38 protein-coding genes and 1 pseudogene are annotated in these 25,587 nt (G+C 62.8%); 1 reads left to right on the top strand and 38 read right to left on the bottom strand.

The window, feature by feature from the left end:
- Positions 1 to 20 precede the first annotated feature (20 nt).
- The 38 genes and pseudogenes from FFS21_RS05785 to FFS21_RS05610 all read right to left on the bottom strand — a co-directional run bounded on the left by FFS21_RS05785 (position 21) and on the right by FFS21_RS05610 (position 24,985).
- Entirely contained in the window at positions 21 to 3,194 is a 3,174-nt protein-coding gene (locus FFS21_RS05785) for a phage tail protein (protein ID WP_137923957.1), read from the bottom strand.
- Between the two features lie 9 nt (positions 3,195 to 3,203).
- Positions 3,204 to 3,605: a DUF6950 family protein gene (locus tag FFS21_RS32840; RefSeq protein ID WP_502705154.1), complete on the bottom strand. Its 402-nt coding sequence runs from the start codon at positions 3,603 to 3,605 to the stop codon at positions 3,204 to 3,206.
- Positions 3,605 to 4,156: a hypothetical protein gene (locus tag FFS21_RS05775; RefSeq protein ID WP_137923955.1), complete on the bottom strand. Its 552-nt coding sequence runs from the start codon at positions 4,154 to 4,156 to the stop codon at positions 3,605 to 3,607. Before FFS21_RS05775 ends, FFS21_RS32840 begins: the two co-directional genes overlap by 1 nt.
- A complete protein-coding gene (locus FFS21_RS05770; RefSeq protein WP_137923954.1) occupies positions 4,153 to 4,746 on the bottom strand; it encodes a hypothetical protein in 594 nt (197 codons plus the stop codon). The genes FFS21_RS05775 and FFS21_RS05770 overlap by 4 nt, the downstream gene beginning before the upstream one ends.
- 3 nt (positions 4,747 to 4,749) lie before the next feature.
- Positions 4,750 to 7,506, bottom strand: a complete 2,757-nt coding sequence (locus tag FFS21_RS05765) for a phage tail tape measure protein (RefSeq protein ID WP_137923953.1) — start codon at positions 7,504 to 7,506, stop codon at positions 4,750 to 4,752.
- Positions 7,496 to 7,939, bottom strand: coding sequence for an HK97-gp10 family putative phage morphogenesis protein (locus FFS21_RS05760; RefSeq protein ID WP_137923952.1), 444 nt, complete (start codon positions 7,937 to 7,939; stop codon positions 7,496 to 7,498). The genes FFS21_RS05765 and FFS21_RS05760 overlap by 11 nt, the downstream gene beginning before the upstream one ends.
- Positions 7,939 to 8,196, bottom strand: a pseudogene (locus tag FFS21_RS05755) (phage tail assembly protein T); the annotation flags it as partial. The gene FFS21_RS05760 and the pseudogene FFS21_RS05755, both read right to left, overlap by 1 nt.
- 32 nt (positions 8,197 to 8,228) lie before the next feature.
- Positions 8,229 to 8,633 carry a hypothetical protein gene (locus FFS21_RS05750; protein WP_212745218.1) on the bottom strand — a complete coding sequence of 135 codons (405 nt, stop codon included), beginning with the start codon at positions 8,631 to 8,633 and terminating at the stop codon, positions 8,229 to 8,231.
- A 1-nt stretch (position 8,634) separates the two neighbouring features.
- Positions 8,635 to 9,276: a phage tail tube protein gene (locus tag FFS21_RS05745; protein WP_171020328.1), complete on the bottom strand. Its 642-nt coding sequence runs from the start codon at positions 9,274 to 9,276 to the stop codon at positions 8,635 to 8,637.
- Between the two features lie 56 nt (positions 9,277 to 9,332).
- Positions 9,333 to 9,683: a DUF3168 domain-containing protein gene (locus tag FFS21_RS05740; protein ID WP_137923950.1), complete on the bottom strand. Its 351-nt coding sequence runs from the start codon at positions 9,681 to 9,683 to the stop codon at positions 9,333 to 9,335.
- The gene (locus FFS21_RS05735) at positions 9,676 to 10,011 is read right to left on the bottom strand and encodes a phage head closure protein (protein ID WP_137923949.1); all 336 of its coding nucleotides are present in this window, start codon (positions 10,009 to 10,011) and stop codon (positions 9,676 to 9,678) included. The genes FFS21_RS05740 and FFS21_RS05735 overlap by 8 nt, the downstream gene beginning before the upstream one ends.
- Positions 10,008 to 10,352 carry a head-tail connector protein gene (locus FFS21_RS05730; RefSeq protein ID WP_137923948.1) on the bottom strand — a complete coding sequence of 115 codons (345 nt, stop codon included), beginning with the start codon at positions 10,350 to 10,352 and terminating at the stop codon, positions 10,008 to 10,010. The genes FFS21_RS05735 and FFS21_RS05730 overlap by 4 nt, the downstream gene beginning before the upstream one ends.
- A 1-nt stretch (position 10,353) precedes the next feature.
- Positions 10,354 to 10,905 (bottom strand): hypothetical protein, encoded by a 552-nt coding sequence (locus FFS21_RS05725; RefSeq protein ID WP_137923947.1) that lies wholly within the window; start codon positions 10,903 to 10,905, stop codon positions 10,354 to 10,356.
- 63 nt (positions 10,906 to 10,968) lie between these two features.
- A complete protein-coding gene (locus tag FFS21_RS05720; protein ID WP_137923946.1) occupies positions 10,969 to 12,162 on the bottom strand; it encodes a phage major capsid protein in 1,194 nt (397 codons plus the stop codon).
- Positions 12,163 to 12,172: 10 nt separating this feature from the next.
- Entirely contained in the window at positions 12,173 to 13,042 is an 870-nt protein-coding gene (locus tag FFS21_RS05715; RefSeq protein ID WP_137923945.1) for a head maturation protease, ClpP-related, read from the bottom strand.
- Between the two features lie 4 nt (positions 13,043 to 13,046).
- Entirely contained in the window at positions 13,047 to 14,327 is a 1,281-nt protein-coding gene (locus FFS21_RS05710; protein ID WP_137923944.1) for a phage portal protein, read from the bottom strand.
- A complete protein-coding gene (locus FFS21_RS05705) occupies positions 14,324 to 16,021 on the bottom strand; it encodes a terminase large subunit (protein WP_137923943.1) in 1,698 nt (565 codons plus the stop codon). Before FFS21_RS05705 ends, FFS21_RS05710 begins: the two co-directional genes overlap by 4 nt.
- A gap of 2 nt (positions 16,022 to 16,023) precedes the next feature.
- Entirely contained in the window at positions 16,024 to 16,539 is a 516-nt protein-coding gene (locus tag FFS21_RS05700; RefSeq protein WP_137923942.1) for a terminase small subunit, read from the bottom strand.
- Between the two features lie 264 nt (positions 16,540 to 16,803).
- The gene (locus FFS21_RS05695) at positions 16,804 to 17,058 is read right to left on the bottom strand and encodes a hypothetical protein (protein WP_137923941.1); all 255 of its coding nucleotides are present in this window, start codon (positions 17,056 to 17,058) and stop codon (positions 16,804 to 16,806) included.
- Complete coding sequence (locus tag FFS21_RS05690) at positions 17,055 to 17,426, bottom strand: HNH endonuclease signature motif containing protein (protein ID WP_249359174.1); 372 nt, start codon at positions 17,424 to 17,426, stop codon at positions 17,055 to 17,057. Before FFS21_RS05690 ends, FFS21_RS05695 begins: the two co-directional genes overlap by 4 nt.
- Positions 17,427 to 17,460: 34 nt before the next feature.
- A complete protein-coding gene (locus FFS21_RS05685; RefSeq protein ID WP_137923939.1) occupies positions 17,461 to 17,841 on the bottom strand; it encodes a hypothetical protein in 381 nt (126 codons plus the stop codon).
- A 271-nt stretch (positions 17,842 to 18,112) separates the two neighbouring features.
- Entirely contained in the window at positions 18,113 to 18,412 is a 300-nt protein-coding gene (locus tag FFS21_RS05680; protein ID WP_137923938.1) for a hypothetical protein, read from the bottom strand.
- Positions 18,405 to 18,782, bottom strand: a complete 378-nt coding sequence (locus FFS21_RS05675) for a hypothetical protein (protein WP_137923937.1) — start codon at positions 18,780 to 18,782, stop codon at positions 18,405 to 18,407. The genes FFS21_RS05680 and FFS21_RS05675 overlap by 8 nt, the downstream gene beginning before the upstream one ends.
- Positions 18,783 to 18,831: 49 nt before the next feature.
- A complete protein-coding gene (locus FFS21_RS05670; RefSeq protein WP_137923936.1) occupies positions 18,832 to 19,164 on the bottom strand; it encodes a hypothetical protein in 333 nt (110 codons plus the stop codon).
- Positions 19,161 to 19,355: a hypothetical protein gene (locus FFS21_RS05665; RefSeq protein WP_137923935.1), complete on the bottom strand. Its 195-nt coding sequence runs from the start codon at positions 19,353 to 19,355 to the stop codon at positions 19,161 to 19,163. Before FFS21_RS05665 ends, FFS21_RS05670 begins: the two co-directional genes overlap by 4 nt.
- Positions 19,352 to 19,975 (bottom strand): DNA-binding protein, encoded by a 624-nt coding sequence (locus FFS21_RS05660; protein WP_137923934.1) that lies wholly within the window; start codon positions 19,973 to 19,975, stop codon positions 19,352 to 19,354. The genes FFS21_RS05665 and FFS21_RS05660 overlap by 4 nt, the downstream gene beginning before the upstream one ends.
- Positions 19,976 to 19,990: 15 nt before the next feature.
- Positions 19,991 to 20,260, bottom strand: a complete 270-nt coding sequence (locus FFS21_RS05655; RefSeq protein WP_137923933.1) for a hypothetical protein — start codon at positions 20,258 to 20,260, stop codon at positions 19,991 to 19,993.
- Complete coding sequence (locus FFS21_RS05650; protein ID WP_137923932.1) at positions 20,257 to 20,823, bottom strand: hypothetical protein; 567 nt, start codon at positions 20,821 to 20,823, stop codon at positions 20,257 to 20,259. Before FFS21_RS05650 ends, FFS21_RS05655 begins: the two co-directional genes overlap by 4 nt.
- A gap of 79 nt (positions 20,824 to 20,902) precedes the next feature.
- Positions 20,903 to 21,160 (bottom strand): hypothetical protein, encoded by a 258-nt coding sequence (locus FFS21_RS05645; RefSeq protein ID WP_137923931.1) that lies wholly within the window; start codon positions 21,158 to 21,160, stop codon positions 20,903 to 20,905.
- Entirely contained in the window at positions 21,157 to 21,504 is a 348-nt protein-coding gene (locus FFS21_RS05640; RefSeq protein WP_137923930.1) for a DUF1064 domain-containing protein, read from the bottom strand. The genes FFS21_RS05645 and FFS21_RS05640 overlap by 4 nt, the downstream gene beginning before the upstream one ends.
- Positions 21,504 to 21,686 carry a DUF7696 family protein gene (locus FFS21_RS32835; protein ID WP_502705153.1) on the bottom strand — a complete coding sequence of 61 codons (183 nt, stop codon included), beginning with the start codon at positions 21,684 to 21,686 and terminating at the stop codon, positions 21,504 to 21,506. Before FFS21_RS32835 ends, FFS21_RS05640 begins: the two co-directional genes overlap by 1 nt.
- A gap of 24 nt (positions 21,687 to 21,710) precedes the next feature.
- Complete coding sequence (locus FFS21_RS05635) at positions 21,711 to 22,694, bottom strand: phage replication initiator YdaU family protein (RefSeq protein ID WP_137923929.1); 984 nt, start codon at positions 22,692 to 22,694, stop codon at positions 21,711 to 21,713.
- Complete coding sequence (locus FFS21_RS05630; RefSeq protein WP_137923928.1) at positions 22,691 to 23,050, bottom strand: nuclease domain-containing protein; 360 nt, start codon at positions 23,048 to 23,050, stop codon at positions 22,691 to 22,693. Before FFS21_RS05630 ends, FFS21_RS05635 begins: the two co-directional genes overlap by 4 nt.
- The gene (locus FFS21_RS05625) at positions 23,047 to 23,919 is read right to left on the bottom strand and encodes a DNA adenine methylase (RefSeq protein ID WP_137923927.1); all 873 of its coding nucleotides are present in this window, start codon (positions 23,917 to 23,919) and stop codon (positions 23,047 to 23,049) included. The genes FFS21_RS05630 and FFS21_RS05625 overlap by 4 nt, the downstream gene beginning before the upstream one ends.
- Positions 23,919 to 24,215, bottom strand: a complete 297-nt coding sequence (locus FFS21_RS05620) for a hypothetical protein (RefSeq protein ID WP_137923926.1) — start codon at positions 24,213 to 24,215, stop codon at positions 23,919 to 23,921. Before FFS21_RS05620 ends, FFS21_RS05625 begins: the two co-directional genes overlap by 1 nt.
- A 10-nt stretch (positions 24,216 to 24,225) precedes the next feature.
- Positions 24,226 to 24,393 carry a hypothetical protein gene (locus FFS21_RS31940; RefSeq protein ID WP_171020327.1) on the bottom strand — a complete coding sequence of 56 codons (168 nt, stop codon included), beginning with the start codon at positions 24,391 to 24,393 and terminating at the stop codon, positions 24,226 to 24,228.
- 12 nt (positions 24,394 to 24,405) lie between these two features.
- Entirely contained in the window at positions 24,406 to 24,594 is a 189-nt protein-coding gene (locus FFS21_RS05615) for a hypothetical protein (protein ID WP_137923925.1), read from the bottom strand.
- Positions 24,587 to 24,985 carry an XRE family transcriptional regulator gene (locus FFS21_RS05610; protein ID WP_249359172.1) on the bottom strand — a complete coding sequence of 133 codons (399 nt, stop codon included), beginning with the start codon at positions 24,983 to 24,985 and terminating at the stop codon, positions 24,587 to 24,589. Before FFS21_RS05610 ends, FFS21_RS05615 begins: the two co-directional genes overlap by 8 nt.
- A gap of 197 nt (positions 24,986 to 25,182) precedes the next feature.
- Between FFS21_RS05610 and FFS21_RS05605 the strand changes: the two genes are divergently transcribed.
- Positions 25,183 to 25,494, top strand: a complete 312-nt coding sequence (locus FFS21_RS05605) for a helix-turn-helix domain-containing protein (RefSeq protein ID WP_137923924.1) — start codon at positions 25,183 to 25,185, stop codon at positions 25,492 to 25,494.
- The last annotated feature ends 93 nt before the right edge of the window (positions 25,495 to 25,587 follow it).

Genomic DNA, 25,587 nt, shown 5'->3' with positions numbered 1-25,587 from the left:
TGCATATTCTTCCTCTCGCGTTAGTACGCCACCGCATCCCAGTCGAATCTGCGCGACACGGGAGTGCTGGCTGCGTTGTAAAAGGTGACGGTAAATCCGGATTCGGTCTTCGGCGTCAAGACGAAGTAGTCGCCCTGTGCCATGTTTTGAGCAGTGATGCCCATCACGGGGACTACGCGGAACGGCTTGTTGAAGGTGATCGACTTCGCGCCCGCGCCGGAGATCACGTCGCGACCGGACTCCCTTCTGTCCGGCATGTCAACACCGACGCTCAAGCCCGTGACCACCAGGTTGTGCGTAGCCGATCCACTTTCCAGAACTACCTTCCATTGGAAGGCGCGGGCTTCGTAATCCCCCATGGCGAACCGCTGCCAGTCGGACCAGACCGGCGCGCCGGCCGGGTTGTCGTTGGTCGCGCGCACGTACAACGACACCGCTGTATCGCTGATCCTGTCGCCATCGATGGATTCCCAACCGTCGATCAGGTCATACCGATAGTCGATCATGTCGCCCGTGTCGAACGACAAAGCGTCGATCGTGGCAGTCAGCCGCGACTTCTCGACCGTCCCGAGGTCGAGCGCACCGGCGAACGTATAGGTCCCGCTGCCGACGATCCCGCCAAGCGAATCGATCAGTCCCCACCCCCCTGCGCCGACAACGGCATCGATCGGCCCAAGGCTGTCGATCGCACCCTGCGCATCCCACAAGCCACTGGCATCGATCAGCCCCTGGTCGTCAATCAGCCCGGCACCGATCAACTTGATGCCATTCAGTGCTGGGTCAAAAACAACATTCGATTTTGCCCCTGAGAAAGCCGGCTGCTCCGTGATGGTGGCCACCACGTTTAGGGTCTCCAGAGACGGCGCAGTCGTGATGACCATCGCGGCGGCGGCCGACTCGTGGCCGGTGGAGTCGATCCACTTCCCCAAGTAGACGCCAGCCAGCAGCGGCAACTGCGCGGAGTTTGCGGCGCCGGAGATCAGGCCCCCAATGTCGATGGCGCTGCCCCAGCTCGGTTGCACTAGATCCGTGGTGTGACGGATGCGAGCCTGCCCCCCATTCCGAACGTCCAGATCGGTGGCCGCATCCCACGTCATGTTCGCGAAACCATTCAGCACTGTCATGGACAGCCCAGTCATGTTCGCCGGCGGAGCAAGCTTGCCCACTACGACATGCACTGGCGAGTATGACCAGGCGCGGCTTCGCACACCTAGCGCCGAGACCAGCCGGCCCCGCACGACGTACGGCATGCCGTCCTCGACCGGGGAAAGATAGAAGCTCGTCGTGTCACCCTGTACCGGCGCGAGGCTCTGCCAGTCGACGGCGTCCGCGCGCTTGTACTGCAATTCGATCTTTCCGGTGACCGAGATCGCGGCATCTGTAACAGCCGGCCAAGTCGCCAGGACGCGCGTTACGATCTGACCGTTTCCGTTGAGGATCAGGTGCTGCTCTCCCGAGTCCAGGGCGATTGCGCCCAGCTCCGGCACAACATAAGGGCTCGGCAGGTTCGTATCCGGAGCCGGATCGAGAGTGGTGGCGTTGCCATAGTTCCAGTCGTAGACGGCCGCCGCTTCCTCATTGAGGACCAAGTCGACACCGCCGTCCTCGCTCATCTTCCACGACATGACGCGGAAGACCTTGTTCGTCCAGCCAAACTTTGCCAGCGTGAGATAGACGGTGCTGTAGGCAGTCAGCTGGAAGGCCGTCATCTTCGCCGGGACGTCGACCACGATTCCCTGGCGCGACCTTTCAAGGATGATCTTCGCCAAGCGCTGCGCCTGAACTGCATCTGTCGTGAACGGCAGCTCGATGTCGCGGTCGATGACTTCCCCGTCCTGACCCGAGTACAGAGAGTTGCCAACGGCCGGAAAATCGCTGGGTTGCCAACTATTGGCCGGGCTCACATACGTGCCCTTTACCCGATTGAACAGATCCTTTCGGGAAGTCCTAGCCTGCACCTTTACCGGCCCGCGCAGGTCGCTTTCCGTAAGCGTGACGGTCGGAATGTCGTAGGCGCCCGCAAAGAGCCGGAACACCCCTCCCGTGATCGTGACGGTCCCGCCACCGGCCGTGATCAGCTCGGCCAAATTGTCGCGCGGCGACTTGTCCAGCATGACGATGCCGTTGCACAGATACCGCTGGTCAAACTGGCCAGGCGCCACCTCGATGTACTCACTGCAGATGTTCGCGGCATTGATCACGGACGGGATGTCGATGTCCGAGTCATCGCAACCGAATCCGCGCGTATCGCGGAGGTAGTCGTACGTGCAAATTGCCCAGTTCGCCGACCAGGCAGTGATGCCGTGCCGAGGGTCATATACCGGCTTCCCACGAACGAGCGCCTTGATGTTTGGCAGGCCGTTGGGGTACAGATCCGCGTCGTACTCGAGCCGCACATAGATGTAGCAGACACCGCGCAGCCGGTGATCCCATGTCCAACCGGCACCGGCCAGTTCCGCGACCATATCGCTGTCTGCAGACTGATTCTCCCCCCCCAGATGCTTCTTGATCCGCACCAACGAGCGACCGACCTTCGCCTCGAACTCCAAATCGAGCCACGTGGTATTCGGGTCCATGTTGGTGATCGTCACCAACGACGCGCCCGGTGTGAACGTATAGGTTGGATAGGGATTTTCGACGAGACCACCGCCGCTGGTGGCAATCAGCGAAATGATGCGAGTAATGGGAACGCCCGGGTCCAGCGCGAAGGTAGTCTGGCCGGGCGCCACCGCAGATGAAAAGCGCCGCGTGTCGCTCCAAGACTTCGAATAGCGTCCGCTTGTCGCGTTGCCATTGGCATCAAGCGGGCCAACTGCGTCCTCCCCGAGATACACCTCCTCGATCGCGTCGCACTCGTGGTCAGCCAAGACCACAACCAGGTGCATGAACTGGTTTTTCTTCTCCCCGTCTGTGCTACCGGCGAACACGAGCGGGCCCGACGTCATGGCGCGCCCGTAGATCATGTTGCGGGGTTGCACGTTGGAGCGGACGATCTGCGTCCGACCTTGAGCCTCCGAGGCGAAGCCATTGTTGGTGCGAGGCTTGAAGATCGCACCCATCAGGGAGCCGATGGCGAAAGAGATCCCGATAGCGGTGACGGCGTAGACGGCAGCTCCGATGAGGTTCGCAACGAGAACCGACGAGCCAGCGCCCAGAATCCACGCGCCAACTGCGGCTGCGGCTGCTGCGGGCATGCGCTTCTCCTATACCTTCCAAGCGGCCTTTGCTACCGCCATTTCCATGTATTCGATGCCACCGACTGCCTGCGCTGCAATGGCGGCACCTACGCACAGCGCAAGGGCTTCCCCCGCCGGCGTGTCGATCAGCACGACGTCCCCGCGCCCCGCCGTGGCCGGCGGCACAGGCGGCCCAAGCACCAGGGCGGCGATGCCGACCACCCCCCCGTTGTCGCGCAACACGCGACGGGCGCCCTTCTCGGTTGCGTACAGGCCTCGCCAACGAGCCCCGGGATCGGTGCCAGTGATTGCCTCAATGGCATCGCAGACGAAAAGGCAACAGTCGGACTCGCCCCATGAAAAAGCCCGCTCTCGGCGGGCTTCGATGAATGCGGCCAGGCGACTCGGCCAATCAGGAAATCGCTGCATCATCGCCCCCAAAGCAGTTGCTTCTCGACCATCTGCGGCACGAACTCGAACCCCCGATCTCCCGGGTATCGAGTTTGCTGGTCGTCGTTGTTGTAGCGCCTTGTGCGTGCGCGATCCCACGACACCATGCGGGACTCCGCTGAAACAGAGATGGTGGCGGTGTCGCCAACCTCGGTGTCCATTGTGTCCATGCGCCCGGAAAACAGCCGAACCGGCTGCACGACCAGTTGCATATCGTCGCGCAGCGGGGCAAACCAGATTTGGCAAGGCCGGCCCTGATATTGCTCGCCCAGGGAAATTGCGATCATTTCCGTGGGAACCCCCGTCAGGGTTAGACGGACGCCGGTGGCCTCCAGCGCCGCCTGTTCCTGGATTGGCTCAAGGGATCCCAGCGTTCCGAGTCCCAACCATGTGTATCCATTCCATACGATGTCGTAGGCCGCGCTACTGACCCTGAGGGGGCTAGTGAACGACAATTCCACCAAGAATAGATATGGCACATGGGCCGCCCGCAGTGCGGCGACTGTGCCGCTGTCAATGCCTCGGCTCATGCGAACGCCTCCACAGCGTTAATGACAACCGAGTCTGCGATCCGACCCGGCAGCATCCTGACCGCAAACTTGTCAGTCGCCAGCATCATGATCGCGCGCGGCCTGTCCAAGGTGATCGCGGCGTTGTTCGCAGGCGCGTTCCGGAAGGCGGGGGCCACCGGAACGCTCGCCAGCCCTGCCCCGTCGCTGGTCACATCGGCCGTAACCATCTTCAGCTCGCCACCCACGGCCAGGTAGTCCCCTGCCCGCAGCACCTTCGTGCTGGCAGGCCATGACTTGGTCGGAAGCGACTTGAAATTGCTCATCGCTCCGTTCACCTGAGGCGCGTACGTAGCGCTGCCGGGCCTCGCGTGCGGCCATAGGGTGAAACGTCCCGCCATGCCGCCAAGCGACGCGAGGAAGCCCTGCAGCCTCCCCGTCATGATCGAATCCATCGGCGGGAACTCCAGCGTTACTTCCCACCTGGCGCCCGGCCGCTCCACCGTTTGCGTGGACCGGTTAAGGGGCGACGTGAAGGTCTCCGTATTCGATTGGATACCCCATGTCACGTTGGATGGAATCAGGTCGTCTGGCCAGTCCAGCGTTGCCATGTGTTATCTCCCGCTGCTCGCCAATCTGCTGATGTCGCCGCCGCGCGCGAAGTTCTTCTTCACCTCGGCCACGGCGGCATCTTTCGCCTGCTTCATGGCCTGGAGGATCGAAGCCTGATCCGAACGACTGTCGACGTTGATGTTCTGAATGATCGTCACATCCCCGCCACCGGCCGCCCCGGCGCCGCCCAGCGCACTGTTCGGCACGATGTTTCCCGACGCCGGGGGCACGAACAGTTCCGGACCGACCTCGCCGACGATGTACGGCTGTCCGGCACTCACCGGCCCGCCCGCCGCACGCAGCCCAATGCCAGTTACGGTGCTCATATCGACGGGCGAGGTGGTGGAAATGCCCGGAGTACCGGTATCCATCCCGCCGCCTCCACCCAGGGCACCGGTGGCAAGCCCAACGATCTGGCCGAACAGCCCAGACAGCGCCGATCGCGCCTGAATCCGGATCAGGTCTGCGATCACCGCCTGGGCAAAGTCGCCGAACTTGAACTTGCCCGTGGTGGCGAATGCCACAATGCCGTCCTCCATCCGTTTGAACGCATTGGTTGCAGCACCGCTGGCCTGCGCCATGGCGTTACGCGACGAATCCGCGTAGTTGGCCATGGCTTCGGTCGCACCATTCACCCAGTCCGACTGCTTCTCCCGGAGCGTGGCGTAGTAGGTGTCATAGTCCGCCAGCGATTGCTGGAGACCGTCCCGGATGTCCTGCTGCGCTTTCATGTACGCCTCAGAACCGCGCGCGGCCTCCGGCGTGGCCTTCTCCAGCTGCAACTGCAGGTTCTGATACTGGGTGTAGATCGACTTGACCTGCTCCGCCTGGCGCTGCGCATCGCTGCCGCGCCCGATGGCGTCGAGCTGGCGCTGGTACTGCTCGGCCTGCGACTTTTGGTAGTTGCCGATCTGGGCGTTCACCGCGGCGGACCGCTCTTCCAGCTTGGCGATCTCTTCCTTGTACTTCAGCGCCTTCTCGTGCTCGACGTTCTGCGCGAGCTGGACCTTGATGGCGTCCTGGTTGGCCAACAGACTCTTCTGGTCCGCCGTCAGGATGTCCTTGCCCTTCAGGTCGGCGATCTTCTGCAGGAATTCAGCCTGCTGCTTCTCGGCGCCCGTCAGCTTCTCCGATGAGTCTAGGGCGGCGCGCGTGGCGGCATCCTGGTCACGCAGCTGCTGCAGGAACCGGGTGGCGGCGTCGTCCTGGTACGCCTTTTCCTTCTTAGGCTTGGCGACCTTGGGGTCCTTGTACTTGTCGTTGATGCCACTGACCAGCTTGGCATAGTCCTCGTCCGAGAACTTGCCGCCCGCCGCCAGAATGTCCTGGCGGTCCTTCTGCAGCTTTTCCAGCTCCTTCTGGCGCCGCTGTGCGTTCGACATGACCGTGTCGGCCATCTTGTCGATGCGCTGCTGCGCGGAGATCGCCGCTTCCTGCCGGCGAGCATTGGCCGCCGATGTCTCGGCCGCGCGCTGCTCCATGCGCTGCTGTTCCTGCAGCAGGGCCACCTGCTGGTCGATCTGGGCGACACGGCCAGACGCCAGCGGGTTGTGCTGGATTCCGCCGCGCTCGCCCATCAGCGTGTCGATGCGGTCCTGCAGCGTCGGGCCGGTCGAAAGACCCTTCTTCGTCTCTTCCCAGAAGCGCGAGACCGTCTGCGTCAGGTCGCGCCAGGCCTGCCCGGCGACCGACAGGTTCTTGACCGACGCGTTCGCCACCTGAGCGGTCGCCGCCTCGATTACCGCCTGGATGGCAGCATGCTTGTCGCCGGCTTCCTGCAGCGCGGTGATGTGCTGGTAGGTGGCCACGTCCATGAAGTGCATGGACTGGTTGTGCTCTGCCGCCCACTTCGCCGGGTCTTCGGCCAGCTTGGCGTAATCCTTGCTGACGTTCTCCAGAGACTCGCCGCTCAGCTTCGACGTGCGGATGATGACGTTGCCCAGGCCCTCGATCTCGCTGGCGGTGTAGCGCCCGCTCTTCGAGAGGTCCATCAGCACGTCGCGCGCGTCGCCGAAGGACGAGTTGGCGTCGACGGAGACCTGCTGCGCAAGCGCCTGGAACGACGAGGCCGTCTGGCCGGCGTAGTTGCCCGTCAGCGCCAGGGTGTTGTTGAACTCCTTGGCTTCCTTGTTCCCCGCGTAGAAGGCATAGCCCAGCGCAGCTGCTGCCGCGGCGGTCAGCGTGAACGGATTGATCAGACCGACGACATACGTGCCAAGCGCGCGCACGGCCGGCACGACGCCGCCGAACATGTCTTTCAGCTGACCGCCCTGCTGCGTCAGGATCAGCAGCGGGCTCTGGCCACCGGCGAGCTGCGTCACGATGTCGGTCATCTGGGCCGGCACCATCCGCATGGCAGCGGCGGTCTGGCGCGCGGACGCGCCGACGTTGTCCAGAGCTTCCTGCACCTTTTTGCCGCCGGCGGCGTTTCGGTCGATCTCCTTCAGCTTGTTCAGGTAATCGGCCACCGCTTCGGTAACGCCGAGCTGCGCGGCCTTCTGCTCGAGCAACTGGGTGCGCGTCTTGCCTGCGGCGTCGGAGATACCGGCCACCTTCTGCACGAATGCATTGATCGCGCGCGCGCTGGCCTCGGAGCCGTTGCGCGCCGCCTCTGCAATGGCGTTCTGTGCTGCCTGGGTGCGGCGATTCGCCTCTTCCTGCTTTGCCATGAAGGCGTCGGCGCTGCTGCGCGCCTTGTCGAGCGCGGCCGTATAGCCACTGGCGTCGGCGGTGACGCGGACAACGGTTTCATCTGCCACCGGTAAGCTCCTTCGCCTTTTTCTGGATTACTTCGCCAACCGCTGCGGCGGCGGCCTTGCGCTTTGCCTCGAACCCGGGGCGCAGAAACGGCTGTGCCGCCATCTTCGAGGTGCCGTATTCGAGGTAGCGCCCATAGAACGCCTCCTTCGACCAGGTCACGAGATAGGAAGCCAGCCGGCCGGGGACGGACTGCTCGTCGTCATACGCGACGATGATGTGCTCGCGTAGGAAGCCGAACGGGCGCTTTCCCTGTTTGCCCTCGTAGACGCCTTTGGCCACCGGCGCGCGAAGCTTCACCTCGGCGTGGATGACGCGCGCGCCGGCGACAGCGGCCTGTCGGAGCACCGATTCGCTGGCGACTTCGTCCAGCGCATTCAGCGCAGCCTTCAGGCCGCCCGGGTTCTCCACGGTCACTGATCGGGGCTTGGCCATCACGTCCTCGTCGGGAACATCACGCGGGCAATCAGGTCCGACTGCGCATCCGCATCTTCCAAAAGGACCGGTTCAGCCGCGCGGCCGGCCCGAGAATGCTCATTCCACGGGGTGAAGTCGAGGTCGCCGAACGGCTGCGGGTGCTTCTGGCGGTCGCGGTGCACATTGCCGATCATCGACGCCACTGCGCCGGCCCGGAGGTCGTCGTAGTGGCTGCCCCATGGTTCGAGCCGGTAGAACGCCATCCACTCGTTGAACTCCGCCGCTGAGACGGTCGCCTGCGCTTCGGCTACTGACTTTCCGAGGGCGAGGGCGAGGCGGAACCAGAATCGCCGCTCGGGGCGGCGCCGGAGTTTTTTTCCGCTTCCTCGGTGGCCTTCGGACCGATTCCGTTCAGCCGCATAGCCACGGTCAGAACGCGATCGAGCGCGTCAGGGCTCTTGGCGCGCAGGGCGTCGATGTCGGACTCGTCGAACACGGTCTTGCCGGACTCGTCGACAATCGTGGCCACGAGCACCGTCGCCGAGAACTGGCTGATCGGCAGACCGCCCTCGCCTTGGCGCGCGAAGAACTCGTCGCGCGCCTTGCCGGACATCATGGCGACACGCACGGTGCCGCCCCATTCCGCAACCTCGACGTCTTCTGTCTTGAGGTCCAGCGCGCCCAGGATTGCTGCTTTCGACAGGAGCGTCATGTTATGCGTCCACCACGTCGCCGGTGATGCGCAGCGTCACGCCGGACGTCTTCAGCACCTGATCGACACCGCCTTCCAGCGGGCTGTTTTTGACGTAGCCGTTGAAGGTCTTCGTCTTGAGGTTCGGCAGCGTCAGCTTGAACGACTTCTGCGAACCCGCGCGCTTGGCCGCATCGACCGCCTGCTGGCCGGCATCGTTGAAGTCGCGGTTCACGTCGAAACTGAAGGTGCCCCAGTCCTGCAGGCCCAGCATGAATTCCTTGGCCGTCGAGTCTAGGTCGGTGACGTCCAGTTCGCTGGCCTGGCCGTCGAAGCCGTTGAACGAGACCAGGTTCTCGATCTTCGTCCAGTTCAGCGGCGTGGCCGAGCCGGCTGCCGTGATCGTCTTGCCCACCGTGTTGATGTCCACGGCGAACGTGTTGGTGGTGACGTTCTTGATGGCCACCGTCTGGCCGTTCAGCGTCGCCGCATCGGCGCCAGTCAGGCCGGCGAGGGTCACGACGTCACCGTTCGCCAGGCCGTGGGCGGCGGACGTCAGGATCGTCGGAAAGCCCAGCGCGATGGCGGTGAGCGTCTTCGCCGAGCCTGCGGTGCTGGAGATTTCCAGTTTCGAGCCCTGCGCGGAGATTGCGGTAGATGGCATGTTGACCTCTTCAGATGAAAAAGCCCGCGCAGGGCGGGCGAGGGAAAATCAGTGAATCAGGGCCGGAACCAGACCGAGAAATCCAGCCGGCTACCGTACAGCTTGGTGTCTTCCTCGTACTGGCTTACGGCGGCGCCGATCGGAATGCCGTCGGCCTCGACCAGCGCCGTACGTGCGGCCCGCATGGTCTGCGAGGTCTCCAGGCGCGTGCCAGACCACACGTTGATCTGCATGCGCTGGTTCTCCAAGTCGGCTGGGCCGTCCAGTCCGTTCACATCCTGACCGCCGACGGCCTGATAGGTGACGTACGGCCCGGCCGCGCCGCTCGGCGCCACGTCGGGGTAAATCTTGAGCCCGGTGATGGTCTTCAGGGCGGCCACCACGACCTTCTCTGCGGAGTTAGCCATCAGACGCCCCTGTCTCGCACACCAGATCCACGAATTGGCGCTTCACGCGGTCCGGCAGAATGGCCTTGATGCCGTACGCCGTGCCGTCGGCGCACAGCACGCGCATCGCAGTGGTCACGCCCTCGGCTGCCCGCCATGGAATCCTGACGCTGGCCTGCACGATCGAGGTCGGCGCGTCCGCGCGAATGGCTTCTATCCCGCTTCGGTGCAGGATGTTGGCCCACGCCGGCCGAACTGTCTCCCAGCCCGGGAGAGGACCGCCGAGTTCGTCCTGCCCGTCAATCGGCCGCTGGATTTGAACCAGCTCGCTGCGCTGGCCGGTCCTCATACGCCCAGCCCCACGCGGTATGGCTGCAGCAGATCGCGCGCGCCGCGTGGCAGTTCGGCTACCGTGGCGCCCACCACGACGTCTTCGCGGTTGCTGTACAGGTGGCCAGTAGTCAGCAGGACGGCGGCCTGAATCTCGGCGTTGGCCACCATCGGGTCGTCGCCAGCCGTGCCCGCCAGGACGGCCGCGGCCATTTCCTCGGTAGTCTTGTAGAACTGACGGTTCAGGAACGACGCGGCGGCGCCTTCAGCCGCTGCCAGGTAGAGGCCGATCAGCTGATCCTCGTCCGACCACGTCACCCGCAGGTGCGACTTCACCATGTCGAGAGCGAGGATCGGCATGTCAGGCTCCCTTGCCCTTGGCCTTGGTCTTTGCCTCGGCCGCAGCCTTTTCCTTCTCGGCGGCAGCTGCTGCTTCGGCTGCAGCACGCTCTTCGGCTTCGCGACGCGATGCCTCCTCGGCGGCGAGACGCGCTTCCTCGTCCTTCGTGGCCTGCGCTTCCGCAGCAGCCTTGTCGCGCGCCGCCTGTTCCTCGGCTTCCTGCTTTGCCTTCGCATCGGCGGCGGCGCGCTCTTCGGCCTCCTGCTTCGCCCTTGCTTCGGCCTGCGCAGCGGCATTGGCGGCCACCGCCTCTCTCACCTTCGCCTCGTCGGCATCGGTGAAGGCGCCCTTAAAGTGCGCGCGCATCGCGCCCACAAGGTAGTCGGCATCCGTTTCGTCGTGCGGGATGCTGGCCAGCGCCTTGTCCAATTCGGCGCGCGCCACGGCTGAGCGGTGATCGTCTTCCTTCACCAGCACGGCAGCGCCCGTGTCGATGAAATGCTGTGCGCGGCTGCTGTCCAACTGGACGACCGCGCCGGCGCGCGGGTCCGGCGCCTTGAACTTAATCTTCATGATGATCTCCAGGGGGTGACAAAAGCCCGCCGAAGCGGGCCCCTTCTGGTCGGCTGACGCCGATCAGGTCACGTTGCCGAAGTCGCCGTAGATGAACGCCTCGGGGCGGTACACCGCCAGCGCCAGACGCTCTTCCGCCAGGATGGTGACCATGTTCTTCACGAAGTCGTCTTCGTTCTCGGTGGCCACCTCGACGCGAGCCAGCCAGCGGTCGAAGACTTGGGCACCCAGCTTGAAAGCGCCGGTGAGGAACTTGTCCACCGGGATCGCCTGCGTCTCGACAACCGGCAGATTCCACAGCGTGGCGCCGATGCTGCCCTGCGGGTTGCCGATGATGTAGCGGCCCGTGGTGTCCTTCAGCAGCTCGATGCGCGCCCAGTCGATGGGGTTCATGACGTGGCCGGTGGCCGGGTATTCGGCGAGGAACGCCTGCAGCATCGCCAGACGGATGTTGTCGATGTTCGTCTCGGTGCCCGCCGGATCGAACGGCGCGACGAAGGCGGACGCCTGCGGGATGATGCCCAGCAGGTTCTGGCCTGTGCCATCGCCATTCAGCAGCTGCTGCTCTTCCTTGAAGGCCAGGCCGTAGCGCAGGCGGCCATCGATGATGCTACCCAGCTGCGAGGCATCGCTCAGGATCTGGCGCGATGCCTTCACGAAGTGCGCGATGACCTTCGCCGACGTACTGACCAGATCGAACTTGATCGAGGACTCGGGCTTCTTCGCGCCTTCTGCCACCATCCCAGCGTTGTTCGTGAAGCCCGTTTCCTTCACGTATTCCAGCGTGTTGCCGTCCATCGTGCCCGGGGTGATCAGGTCGCGCACCGTCATGCGACGCTGGGGCAGCGGCAGCACACCCGGCAGACGCGTCGGGCGAACCAGATCACCCGCCGAGCCGTCGGCGTCCGTCGTAAGACTGGTGATCGCCGCGTTGAAGGTCATGTCCACGCGACCGCGCGGCGTTGCTTGAGCAGCGAAATCCTTGAACTTCTCGCCCTCGACGAACTGAGCGCCGAACGACAAGTGCTGGACGTCACCGCCCGCGCCGTTGGCTTCCAGCTTTGCCAGTGCCTGCTGCGTTGCCGTCAGGCTGTTCTGCAGCTCACCGTGCTTGTTCAGCAGATCGTCGACCTTGGCGACGGCGTCTTCGCTCTGCTTCGCATTCTTGGCGAACGCTTCGGCCTGGGTCTTGATCTGGTCGCTGACCTTGGTCAGGCTGGCGTTGATGGACTCGATGTCCTTTTCGATTTGCGACATATTGTGCCTTTCAAGCGTTGATAGAGATGAGGGATGCGGCGAGAGCCGCGGCACTGCTGAGGGAATCGGGCCGAGGCTCGACTCGTTCGGTGGGATCTCCCTCACCGCTGCCAGCCGGATCGCCCGAACTGGACTTAAATTCGCTGATGAGGCGCAGGGCCTCCGACTTCGGCATGCCGCTGGTGCGAAGCGCGGCCTCGATGCGGCGGATTGCCGAGGCGCTGGCTTTGCCTTCGCCTTTCTTGACTTGGTCGGACGGCAAAAGCTCGTCGGCGAAGCCGTCGTCGACTGCCGCCTGCCCACCGATCCACGTCTCGGCGTCCATGAGCTTGGCCATGGCCTTGATGTCCTGACCGGTGCGAGCCGAATAGATGCTGGCCATCGCATCATCGAAAGGCTGCAGCGTCGCGGCCACTTCGATCAGATCATTCCGGTTGCCGATCGCCATTACCCAGGCGTTGTGGATCATCAGAAAGCCAGCGCGGGCAATCTGCACGGTGTCACCGGCCATCGCGATGATCGATGCAGCCGAAGCGGCCAGGCCGAGCACCTTCACGGTGACTTCGCCGTCGTGCTCGCGCAGCAGGTTGTAGATGGCCAGGCCTTCGAACATGTCGCCACCCGGCGAGTTGACATTGACCGTCACCGGGCCAGCACCCATGCCACGCAAAGCGCCGGCAATGCGTTTTGCCGTCACCCCATCACCTGACCAGTAGTCGTAGCCGATGACGTCGTAGACGCTGATCGTCCGGTCGGCGTCGTTGTCGGATGCGGCGCGTACATTGGCGTGCCAGCGATCAAGCGCACGCGGTTGCAGTTGGCTCGAAATTCCGGCGCAGGGGCGCCCCTCCGGCGCACCCGGAAGCGTCTTCTTGCTCATGGGATCAGTCCCTCTTTTGGTCGTCGAGGCCGAGAAAGGCCCGAATGGATGCGCGCGCCTGGTTAGCGTCGGTCTGCGTGCCCAAGGCGTCCAGGGTGGTCATGGCCGACTGCACGGTCAGCACCGCCGCGTTGCCGCCCATCGGCTCCCGATCTTCCAACTCCCGCACCTCATCGCGGGTCAGGATGCCGTTGTTCACCATCGCACCGTAGAACGCCGAACGGCCCGCGCTATCGGCGCGGAGCAAGCCCTCAACGGCAAACTTGGGGTAGTACCGAACCCTCTCGCCAGGCTTCAACAGGTCTTTGCTGATCGCCTGCTCGATGCGGCGCAGCCAAGGGCCGAGCGTGAACGTCAGGAATCCGATCATTTGCTGCTCGATGCCAGTCCCCCAACTGGTGGACTTCTCGGTGTGCCCCACCATCCACGGCGGCACACGAAACCAGCGGCATACTGCTTCGACTGAGAACGCGCGAGATTCCAGCAACTGCGCGTCCGATGGCTTGATGCCAAGCGTGTTGGCTTCCGTGCCACCTTCCAGCAGCGGAGCCTCTCCACGCTCGATAGTACCGGCCAAGTTTTTCTTGAACTCGGCGCGCTGCCCCGGCTTAAGGAAGCCCGCCATCTTGTAGTAGATGGTCTGCAACAGACCGTTCTTGAAGGTCTGCGCCGCCGCCTTGTCGGCTGCGATCGCGGTACCGAAAACCTTGGCGCCGTACTCGATCACTGATACGCCATTCACGCCATCGAGGGTGAATCCAGGCACCGTCCAAATGCGAGACTCTGGGATGTCTCTCATCTCGCCGTTGGGCTTGGGGTAGCTGAATCGCTTTTTCCCGGACGCGTCGCGGTAGCAGCGCAGCTTGCATGGATCCAGAAACGCAAGGCCGACCAACTGATCGCCCACATACTGCTTTTCTGCTCGTCCGGCGCCGCGCAGCAACATCGCCGCCACCATCGCCTCCCAGAACACTGAAGCGGTCGAGTCCGCGTTCGGCTGATCGTGAATAACGAAGTGCAGCCGGTGCTGCGGCGAAACGCGCTTGCCGCTTGCCGCACGCTCATACATCGAGAGCGGAAGCGTGGCGATCGTCTCGGAGATCAACCGCACGCAGCTCCAGGCTGCATCCAACTGCATCACCGCCTTGGGCGTCACCTCCACACCAGCCTCGCTTGCCGGCACGCGGTCGTACAAGTCGCGATCCGTTAGTGAGAAGGATCGGACCCAACCGTCGATCGCTGCGCGCACGCGGCCCGCGATACTTTTTGGTGTTTGATTTTTCATGCGTGGGCCGCCACTACGGGATTGCTCAGCCAGTCATCCAGCGAGCCTCTCCCTTCAGGGTTTAGCGCCATGAGCGTCACGGCGTTGAAAAGGGCCATCAGCGGATCGATCTTCGCGGTACCGCTGGCCTGCTTTGTGATCAGGATTGCGTTGCCGCGCGGCTCGACTTTGGCATTGCCGACGCACCAGTTCATCATCGCGGTACCGCCATGCCAAAGCGTTCCTTCGGCAAGCTTCCGCTCCGTGGTCTTAATGGAACCACCCAGTTTCCAACCCTGCGAGATGCCCACGATCATGGGATCGCCGTTGTCGTTCTTCTCGGGAATCTCCGCCTCGACCAGCGCGTCGAGCACTGCGCCAATGCCGCTGGGATCCACACCGATTTTGTCCAATAGGCCAGCGTCGTAGATCCGCTTTACGTCAGAAGCAAGCTCGGAAACGTCCTGACCAATTTGCTTGACGATTACTAGCTCGCGAGCTTCTTGCAGGTCCAACAGGCGGGGAGCGACCTCCTTGCGCCGGGCCAGCACGGTTGGATGCGCCCACGCCTTGGTCCAGCACAGCCACTCACCCGTCTCCCGATCTCGTCCCACTGCGGCGAGGCCCAGCAAGTCGTCAAGGCCACCGCCGTCGATCCCAACATCAACGACTTCGCAACGTCGGATCAGCGACGAGAGGGTCAGCCCCGGCTTGGCCTGCTGCTCCCAGAAAAGCGCCCCGGCCCAGTTATCCGAGCGTAGCGCCAGGCCAATTTCCACGTTCAGATGCTTTGCCAGGAACTGCTGGAACGTGCCGTCTGTCTTTGCCTCGTTCTTCCGAAGCTCGTCTTCCAACCACTCCGCGCTGACCGAACGCCCGATGTTGGGGTTCGTGATATAGAAATTGGACGGGTCCACATAGGACTTCGCCATGAGTACCCTTTCGGGAAACTCATAGAGCACGGGAAGCGTCTTTCGATCGACCAGCTTTCCGTCGCGAACCTTTCGCCAGTAGTCCAGCTTTTCCTTAAACACGCCGGCGGGAGGCTCGTCCGACTGGGTGGTGAGGTAGATTACCCACCCCTCATCGCGAGAAACCTGGCCACCCAACGCTTCCATGAACATCGCGCTGGCGTTCGATCGCTTGCCGAACAGCCACAACTCATCGACAAGCACCTTTCCGGACTTCTTGCCGGACACTGTATCGGTGTCGGCAGCCACCACCTTCAGGCTGTTTCGGTTGACGCGGTGGGAAATCGTCCGGATATGGTCTTGGATGTGAAACTTCGCCGCCAGCTCGTCATCCTCACGAATCATGCTCGCCGCCGGCTTAAAGCTGTTGTCCGCTACCTCCTTCGTGGGGGCAAGGATGAGATGCTCCTCCTCCTCGCGCCAGCACAGAATCAGCGCGGTAAGCATGATTCCGGCGGCGATGGTCGACTTCGAGTTCTTTTTGCTGATCAGCAGTCCGTATTCGCGGATGAGCTGCTTACCGGTCTCGGAATCGTAGCCACCGAAGATGGCCCGAACGAAATCAAATACCCATTCTTCGCTGCACTCCCCAAAGGTTGGCTTTCCGGGGAGATCGACAACGTGCAGCTCCTTGAAGATCGCTAGCGCCCTTTCCGCCTCATCAACAAAGATCGGCGGCGGAATGATTGACCGCCGCTCCACAAGCCTGGCCTCCCAGTCTCGACATGCGGTAGACCATTCCATAATCAGACCTTTTTGCCGCCCGCCGCGACCAACTTAGGCGGCGCGGAGGGCTCGAACCTGCCAGGCTTCTTGGCATCAGCGGCCGCCTGCTCCTTCTTGCCCGTATCACCCAGCTTCCGGTGGAAGTAAGGCATCAGCGCATTCGCAGCGAACACCCGAAGCTTCGGCTCCGTCGAGTCGTCATTCATCGCCGCCTTTAGAAAGGCCTTGGGATCGGAAAACTGGGTCGAGCGCTCCCATATTGAAGAGAACTCCTCGGCCTCATCGCCCAACGCCTCCGTCTCGCGGGGCGCTACAGGCTCCTTCGACGCGGCCTTTGCCGCAGGCGGCGGCTTCTTCGGCGCCTTCGCCTTCGTCTTGCGCTCCAAGTACGCGAGAACGTCCGGGTCCTTGGCCAGTCGCGACCCTGCCGACGCCGCGGAGGCTGCGCTGTACCCGGCCTCGACCGCAGCGTCCTTGTTGGACGCGCCCTTGCCCTTGGCCACGGCAAACTTCTGCTTTTTGCCGGTAAGTGCCATGTCAAGACCCGCTCAGAGCGGCCCAAATGTTAAACAGAAGGCAGGACGTTTACCGTTCTCGGTCAACGGGTTGCGCGTTGTTGTTAATGCGGTCAACGTGTTAAACCGATTAACAAATTCCGTAGAGGGGAAATTTTCTGCGCGTGAGGGAACGGGCGGTCTAGGCCGTAGAGATCACCTAGACTTTCACCCCACCCCTCCCACTCGCGATGCGTGGCGTACGATCCACTTTTATCGCCCATCGAGAGGCTAATTCACCACTTTTCAGCCGTCGACGCCGCCCGTGACCGAGATCGCGACGGGGGGATGGCCGGAACTGCAGATCGACAGCCGAATGGGTAGCCCTGCCAAGATGTTCGCGATGTCCTGCTCCGTTGGCTGGTACCACGAGAGCCAGCGTCCATTCGCCTCGTCCCGATGCACAGGCAGGCCAATGCATTCACCATGCTTGGTGCGGTCCCAGTCGGCGGGCGCACCCAGCACCATCGTCGTGTGGTCCGTCAGAATGGGCTGCATCATGTCGCGTTCTCCTGCCGCTGCTTGTCGCGGGTGTGGTGCGTCTGGCACAGCGTCTGCCAATTCGATTCATCCCAGAACCGCGCTTGATCGCCACGGTGCGCAACGATGTGGTCAACCACGTTCCCATAGGGCACGGGCAGCGCACGCTCCGCGCATTCGAGTATCACTTCGGCCAGACCGGTGGCCTGTATGCGAGCCTCGCGCATGCAGTACACGCAGTACGGATGCAGCCGCAGATACGCGGCCCGCGCCTTCTGCCAGCGGTAGTCATAGCCGCGCTGGCCGCTGGTCTGGGCACTCGTGCGCCATGAGCCAGGCTGCACTGTCTGAGTACGCGCACCAGCTAAGGCAACGCGCCCGCCAAGCATGGCGAGCCTCCGAGGCTTCTGCCCTTCCATGGCCTCAGCCCTTGACGCTCACCTTGACCGCACGCCGCGCGAGCCAAGGCATGAGCGCCATCAACGGACGCACCCACCACCGCACCTTCACAGCCAGCTTGACGGACAACGAGCTAGGCGCGCTGGCCTCCTCATCGGCGAATGCTTCAGCAGGATCGCCCTGCGTGGTGGCGCTGGTGGGGACCAGTCTGTAATCGGCCAGAAGTGGCCGCGCATCGAAGCCTTCCACGTCGTCAGCCCGAGGCAGATACGCACACCGAACCACCACAGCCTCGTTGAACGCACAGCGCAGCTCGAACCATTGCGTCGTCGCCGGTAGCCCCAGCGCATCGCGCAGCGCCAGCACGAAAGGATTGCCGTTGGCGATCATGACTTTCGAGACCATGGGAGGCTCCGACGACAGGAAGAAGAAACGGGTACGGCGGCCAGCGGCCGGCATACCCAAACCCGAGGCAACTACCGGGAGGAGACAGACGGGACAGCGGAATTGAGGGACTACAAACCCGATGCACCAATGCAAAAAGCCCGCTGGCTTTTTGCTTAGCGGGCTTTAGAGGCAGTTCTGCGGTGTATCAGAATGAGGCCTATTTTCGACACAAAATGTCGAAAGGTCAAGTAGTAGGTTCAGTTGACCAGCAAACAGAGCGAGCGAAGGATCAACTTACGATCTTCTTCCAGTTCTTTTTTATCCATTCGAAACGTCCGGTTAGCCCGAAACCAGCCCAAGTCTTGGGTTCAACCTCAAGAACCATCACCATCGGGTCTCCGCCAGTGAGGTCCCTTATCGAATCTCGCAACGTCGACGCAGTCAAGTCGTCCGAAGACGACGTAAGAAGCCAAACGTTTCCGACCCAATGCCAGAACCCAAGGCCTTTTGACTTCACGAAGGCCGTGACTTGGTCGCGCTGTTCTTTGGTCACTTCCTCGCCGACCATCGCAATGAATCGCTTAGCCATTGACATTCTCTTGAGTGATGACCCGCGGCGAACGGGGTTCATTGCTCAAAGCATTTACGTCAACCAGCCCAACGATGCTATCGCCCATCATGCCCTTCTCCAAGGCCATCTTAGACAACTTGAAGCTTTCCGAGCGCAGAGCGTCGGGATCATTAACCATGAAATAGAAATACGCGGAGAGAATGGAGATCAGAAGGATCGCGGCGCCAACCAGCATCGATCCCCAAATCCAGGGATTTGGGGTAGCCCATGCGACAACAGGAACTCCACCGACACAAATGCCGAACGCCCAAAGCAGCGGGTGCAACGCCGAGGACTTTGAATTTTTGGCCGTTGCCTGGCTCAGGAACTGGTGAAGGATTGCCGACATAGTCAGGTCGCGCGGTAGGAATGCGCCACTTTACTACATTGGAGAAACTCTAATGCTCTGGTCCCCCTCGGCCCGGAGAAGCAAGCAGCTCACGTATGTGACTCTCGACGATGTCGCAGTCCACCTTTCGTTCATCGCCCAAGAGCAATCGGGCGATATTCCTGGCCGCCGCTGATACCTGGCCGTTCGATGGCCGCTCTTCCTCCGGCTCTGCACGCCGGGCCGCGAGCCATCCCTCCCAGCGATGGCAATGGGTCTGGGCGTCCCAGGCGTTGTAGCCGGTGGCCGCATACCCATTTCCGACCCAGACGCATTGAGCGGGCACCGGATAGACAGCCTCGAAAGCTACTCGCGCCGCCTGGATGTCCTTGTCCTGGCTCATGCCGCCTCCTTCCTGAGACTCCAGTGGGTGATCATGCAACGCTCGGTGCTGACGCTAATCGCCCCCTCCTGCATCTGCCGTCGCAATGTGTCCGGCAACTGGTTGAGCGTCTCCCAGGCTTTTCGGTATCGGCAGTCATCGCAGGGCTTCATTGCGGTGCCCAGGCAGTAGATCAGTCGTGCGGCGCTCATGCGGCCTCCTCCATCCCCACCAAGCCGATCTCGCGCAGCAGCTCGTCCGCGCGCTGCAACGCCACCGACTGGACGCCCACCGATCCGTTCACGCCCTTCGTCCCCCGCAGCCATGCCATCAGCTTCTGGTGGTGAGTGGAAACGGTCTGCCGGTGGATGTCGCACTGCTGGGCCAAGCGCTCCAGCGTGATCTTCTTCCCGTGAATGTCCCGGTGCGCGCCAAAATGCCGCTCGATCAACGTCCGTCTGAGGCGGTAATGCGTCAGGCCGCCCGCGAACAGGTGCGTCGTATGATCGGTCAGGAAGGTAATCGCGTCCGCCCACTCCCGGTTCGGCCTGTTGCCCGAGCAGCACGGCGCCGTACACGGGCACGGCAATTCAGACGGGGCGAACTGGGCGATCAGGAGCGACCGGTGCAGGTCGTTGAATTCCTTCACCTCCGCGCGCACCATGCCCGCCTGGGCTGCGCCGTCCAGCCCCACCAGACCCTTCCCGGTACCAACGTTGCCGCCGCGCATCGCGCGCGCCATCGGTGTCGGGCTGTACTGCTGCGTCGAGTACGAGAACGCAAAGCGGAGTGCGCTGTCCGCGCTGGTGAATAGGATCTCGGTCTCGGTCATCTGTCTGCTCCCCGGTTATCTGGTCTGGTTCTGTTGTCTTGCGCCCTGCTGCCACCGCATCCACGGCAGTCGGAATGCGGCATGGAATTCCGCCTCGGCCTTCGGGACGTGATCGAGGTCCGCCCGGGACGTGATGTCGCAGCGCTTCAAGATGAGGGCTCGCGCGTCGGCTGGCGTGTCGCACGGCAACCCAGTCTTGACCGCCACCATCCGGCGGAACTCCGGGTTGTTGCAGAGAATCCCGGCCAGACGGGCCAGCGCACCGCCCTTCTGTTTCTCGGTCATGCGGCCACCCCCATGCCAAAGAGCGCCTGCACCACGGGATGCTGCTGCGCCACGACGCCGCGCTTCAGCTTCCGACGCAGCGTGCAGCGGTCGATGATTGCCTTGTAGCGGAGCGGGTCTTCCTCCTTCATTCGGCGCATGCGGGCGCACTGGCGCTCGGACGCGGTCGGCACATAGGGCTTCGGCGCGTCCGTTCCGGGCACCGGCAGCCACAGCGGCTTCGGTGGGCCGCGGCGGCTTTTCAGCCAGCCCGCCGTGTGTGCTTCCCCATCCGCGTGGCCTTCCTTCATGAGTCGGTCGATGCAGACGCGGCTGGCTCCGGTCAAGGCGACCAACTCATGCACCGTGCGAGGCCGCCCATCCGCGCAGATCCGGACCATCAGCCGCCATACCGCCGAGCGTTTTCCCTTGAACGGTTTCGGACCCAGCTTCATGCTGCCCGCCATCATCTGCACGGCATCCCCCGTCCTGCCCAGCTGAAAGCCGATGTCCCACCACTTCAGCCCTTGACCGACCAGCACGACCAGCTTCGCCTTCTCCTCATCCGTCCACTGCCGGCTCATCGCTTTGCTCCCCACAGAATCGACAGGACCACGCCAGTCATCACCAGCGCGGCGAACGCGTCGCAGATGTCAGCGGCGCTCATGTTGCAGCGCCCTGGGGTTGCTGCCGCTGGTCAATCACAATCTCAACAACGGCCTCGTACTTGTTGGTAGTGCTCAGGCTGCCAACGCGAGAGCTGATGTGCACCGTGCGCAGAGAAACATTCTTTGCTTCGAGATCCACCCCGGCCTGGGCGGCCACCACCGCAGCGAGGACACTGAGAATCTGCTCTTCATCCAACACCGCGCGGTACCGCTTTTCGTCCACCGAGGACTCGTGCACCTTGATCTCGCTCATTTCGTCTCCTTGATCTCAAACCCCATGACTGCCATCAGGTGGCGCTTGATCCGGTATTCCTTGGTGATGACGCCCTTCACGTCCTCCACCGTCTTCTGCGTGGCGCCGCGCTCCACGTAGGTAAAGTCCGCCACGTACTTCAACGGGGGGCGCTTCCGGCCGCCGATCACCACGGACGGCGCAAGGATGAAAACCACCTGGCGCTCCAACTGCTGGATGTGGCCAGCCCGCTGGAGAATCAGGAGGTGGTAATACCGCTCCATCTCCCGTCGGCTGTCGAACGTTTCCTCGCCCACCGTCACCCGCTCGTTGCCGTACTTGCGAGGCGGCGGCGGCGGTGGCATCAACCCGCCTTCCGGCTGGTAACCTTTGACCGTAGCTCCCTGACGTCCTCCAGCAGCTTTTCCGCCGCTGGTCGCCCTCGCTGTTTCTCCACCACCTTCAGGTACTCGGCTATCCGCTGCCCGGGCTTTGCCGCCAGCCACCGCACCTCGCACTCGTGCCGCCAAGCCTCGTCCGTTCGCATTGCCCCACCGCCCCCACAAGCTCGTCATGCCTCGCCTCCCTGCTCCGCCGCGCGCTGGGCCAGCTGCTGCTGCGACACGGGCTTCTCGCCCATGAAGTAGGCGAATACGCGCTCGTACTCGAATTCGTTCATCCGGGACGCTGCGGTCAGTTCTCGCTCCACCCAAGCACCTGGGCCCGCTGCTTTGAAGACACGGAACATGTACCGGCGGGCGTTCTCCTGACCGTCGTACGTCAAACCCAGCGCTGCACCCATCTGCCGGACACCCTCGGAGGTTTCCCACCATGTGCCCGAGGGGGCCGTGCCGCTCTGGGCAGGGGCACCACCCGTGGTCGCTTGGCGCAGAGGGAACAAACCCGTCCAGCCGCGCAGGACGCTCTCGTTGATCACGGCCACCGGGTCATGACCTTCGCCGCGCAGGCGGTCCAGTACGCTGATCGACAACTCGGCAGCACGCTGGGTGAACGGCGCCTTCATGGCTTTCCGATGCGCCAGCCAGTCATCCCATGAGCCTTGAGGAAGCCAATCGGGTAGTTGGACACACACACTCGCGCGCTTGCCGCGCGTTTGCGTTCCCTTAGTTCCTTTAGTTCCTTTTGTTCCGTGTACCGTTTTCGGGACCGTTTCCGACCGTTTTTGGGACTGTTTGCCGCCGTTTTTGGTACCGTTAGAATCCGTTTTCGGAACAGTTCCGTTTTCGGAATGGTTCCGTTTTTCCTCGCCGTCATCCTCAAGGGCATCAATCATGTTCAGCTGATAGACCGGAATCTGCCCCGTCTTGCCGATGCGGTCTCCGGTATCGGAAATGAATCCCAATCCTTGAAGCTTCTCGATCGCCGCGATGATGGTCTTACGGTCCATTTCAGTGGACTCGGCCAGATATGCGATCGAGGTGTAGATGCGGTTCAGGGGTGCCGTGGTGCAGTTGGCCAGCAGCATGAGGACATGCTTGGTCGACGAGCGGCCAACCTTCTGCTTCAGCGCCCAGGTAATCGCTTCAACGCTCATGCGGCCTCCACACGCGCCGCTGGCACGCCATAGTGATGCAGGCGGTACGGCCCCCAGCGGTCATAGCCGAGGTCCCACCGAGCGGTCTTCTGCTCCTTGGTGAAGCGGTTGCCCTGGTCGAGCTCGTAGTGACACTGGAAACAAGCCGGCACCGTCATGAGGTCGTTCGCCTTCAGCCCCTTCCCCTTGCCGTGCTTCAGCTGGTTGGAATGGGCGGGCACCACGGTGTCGGGATTGTTCCGGCAGATGCCGGGGAAGCGGAGATAGCACTGCTGGCCGTGACACAGGAGGTCCGGGTGCAGCAGCGGATTGACGCGGATGGCCTTGCCATTCGCAATGATGATCACCTGGCTCATGCTGCCACCTCGAACAGTCCGCCCTGCAGAAGCAAGCCCTCTTGCTCAACCAAGGCGGCGTCACATGCCGGGTTCAGCCAGACGACCTCCGTTCGCAGCGCGGTACCACGACCAGCACTGATGCGGGCAGCCTTCTCATGGCGAGCCCATCCAGGCAATGCCGTGTCATAGAGATCTGATGGATAGCCACAGAGGACAACCATGCCCTCCAGATCGAGTAACGCCGACAGCAGCTCGACGTGTTGGTCTTCCGTCATTTCATGCTGGTAATAGCGCTCGCCCCGGTTCATCACGCGGGTTGAGTGTAGGTACGGCGGATCCACGAAGTGCAGCGTGGCAGGGCCGTCGTGCTGGCGCATCACGTCGATGGCCGGTCGGTTCTCGATCAGAACCGATTGCATACGCTCGCCAGCTGCGGAGATGGCTGCCGGATACAAGGCCCATATCTGCTGGGCGGTTCCGTAGTCGCGTTTGGTATCGATACGGAAGCCGGTGACTCCCTTCGTGGCGCCGGCAGAGCCAAATCCCATCTGTGCCCTGACCGCAATGCGCCTGGCCCTTTCAACCGGCTCCGATGCCGGTTCCCAGGCAAGTTCAAAGTCCTCTCGGGAGTACGGCGTGAAGACGCATGCCTCAATCAGTTGGCCTCGGGTGACGGGGTCTCGGAGTACTTGGAAGAAATTGACCATCTCGCCGTCGAGGTCGTTGTAGACCTCGGCATACGCGCGATCCTTTTGCAGCAGAACGCCTGCAGCGCCGCCAAACGGCTCGACATAGCAGGTATGGGCAGGAAAGAAGCCCATCACCCACGCGGCGAGCCGAAACTTCGCTCCGTGGTAGCGGAGCGCGGGTCGGATAATAGTGGACATCAGAACAGCCCCATCTGCGGATGCGGCCGGCGTACCGGGCGAATCGTGCGGCCGGTGATGCGGCACGTGCGCGACGGACCGTGCTGCAGCTCGCCCAGCTTCTCGAGCAGCTCATTGACACGGCCACTGACGATGTTGACCGGCAGGCCCGTCAGTTCGCAAAGCTCCTGCAGCGAATAGTCCGCCGGGTACGGCTCGATGACCGCCATGATCTGGCGCTGTCTGCTGGAGACCGTGCCGTCCTTCTTGATGTCCCGGTAGGTCCGGATACTGGTGTGCGCGACTTGCGTGTGCATGCCCTCTCCCCTACGCCTGCGGCTTGGTCGGCTTGTACTGCTCATTCTTGAAACCGGCGTTCCACTCCAGGTGGGCGTCGGTACCGGGTAGATAGGGGTTGTGCTCCACCTTGCCGCCCCGCTTGAACGCTTCCGCGCCCTGATCTCTCACCGCGGTGCGGCTCATGATTTCGTACATCCCCTGCCCCCCCTAGTGCTTCACCGACTGCTCGGACTCGAGGTCCAGATACCCAGCCTTGGTGAATGCCTCGTTCAATTGCGGATCCTTCTTGGCCATCTCCTGCAGCTCTCGGATCGCGCGTTGCTTGTCGTCTCCGTTTTGCTTCATCGCCTGCCGGACCGCGTTTCTGGCGATCCGCAGCGCTACCCCTTCATCCATGAGCCCTCGCTGCGATGACTTCTTCCATCAGGGTCAGCATCGCTCGGCGTGCCAGGTACTGGCTGATTGCCCGGTTGCCAAGGACGCGTTCCACATCCGCGATCTTTTCCGCCGGCAGGTCGCGACGCGGCTTTCCGTTCGCGTTGTTCTTTTCCCGGTGGAAGTAGTCGCTCGAGTGCGACGGGTACAGGTCAGCCATGGCCGCAAGGATCTGCTTCGTCAGCCCCTGATTCGCCCGGTGTTCCCAGGCGAGCGCGCAGGCGTCGCGGAAGGTCCGGCACTCCGCGATCACGTGGGGTGAGAGAAACGGGCCTTGCGCACCCGGATGCTGCTCGCTGACTGGCTGCAAGCCAGTACTGGGGCCGCATTCAAGCTGGTTCGCTGTCCGCATCGTTCTTGTCCTTATAGAAAGATTTCATCGGTTCCACGGTTGAATCCACAGTTGCGCGGGACCGAAAATTTTTTTGCCAGGCGATCACTCCGCCCAGCCCGGCAGAAGCTTCTACCGGCAAAACACAGACACATCTGCACAGAGGCAATGACACACTCAACCGCATGTACACGTACGCCGAACGCCTCCGATGGGCCATGCAGCAGACCGAGCCGCCGACCTCCCGGCGCGCTCTGGCTCAGCGTGTCGGCGTCGAGTACCAATCCATCCAGTACCTGGCCGATCCGAATCGCAACGCGACCGGCAGCCGCCACACCGAAGCCATCGCGCGCACCCTCGGCGTTTCCGCCCAATGGCTCGCTACTGGCAAGGGCAAACCCAACCGAGGCCGAAAACAGCCTCCCGACCAGCGCCCTGCACTACAGGACTGCATCCGCGCGACGCGCGAACTCCTTGCGCGACTGGAACGCATCGCACAAACACTGGAAGACGGCCAGAGCGGGAACTAGTGGCCCGCTACGGCTGGCGAGGGGTCAGCGCCGAGTAGATCGGGAGGCAGGTGACGCCGGGCGATCGCAGCGACGACCCGATCAGACAGCCGT

The sequence above is a fragment of the Cupriavidus sp. 2SB genome, assembly GCF_005503625.1.
Classification (GTDB): Bacteria; Pseudomonadota; Gammaproteobacteria; order Burkholderiales; family Burkholderiaceae; genus Cupriavidus.
The sequence above is the reverse complement of the archived record's forward strand: the minus strand, read 5'-3'. Positions and strand labels throughout refer to the sequence as shown.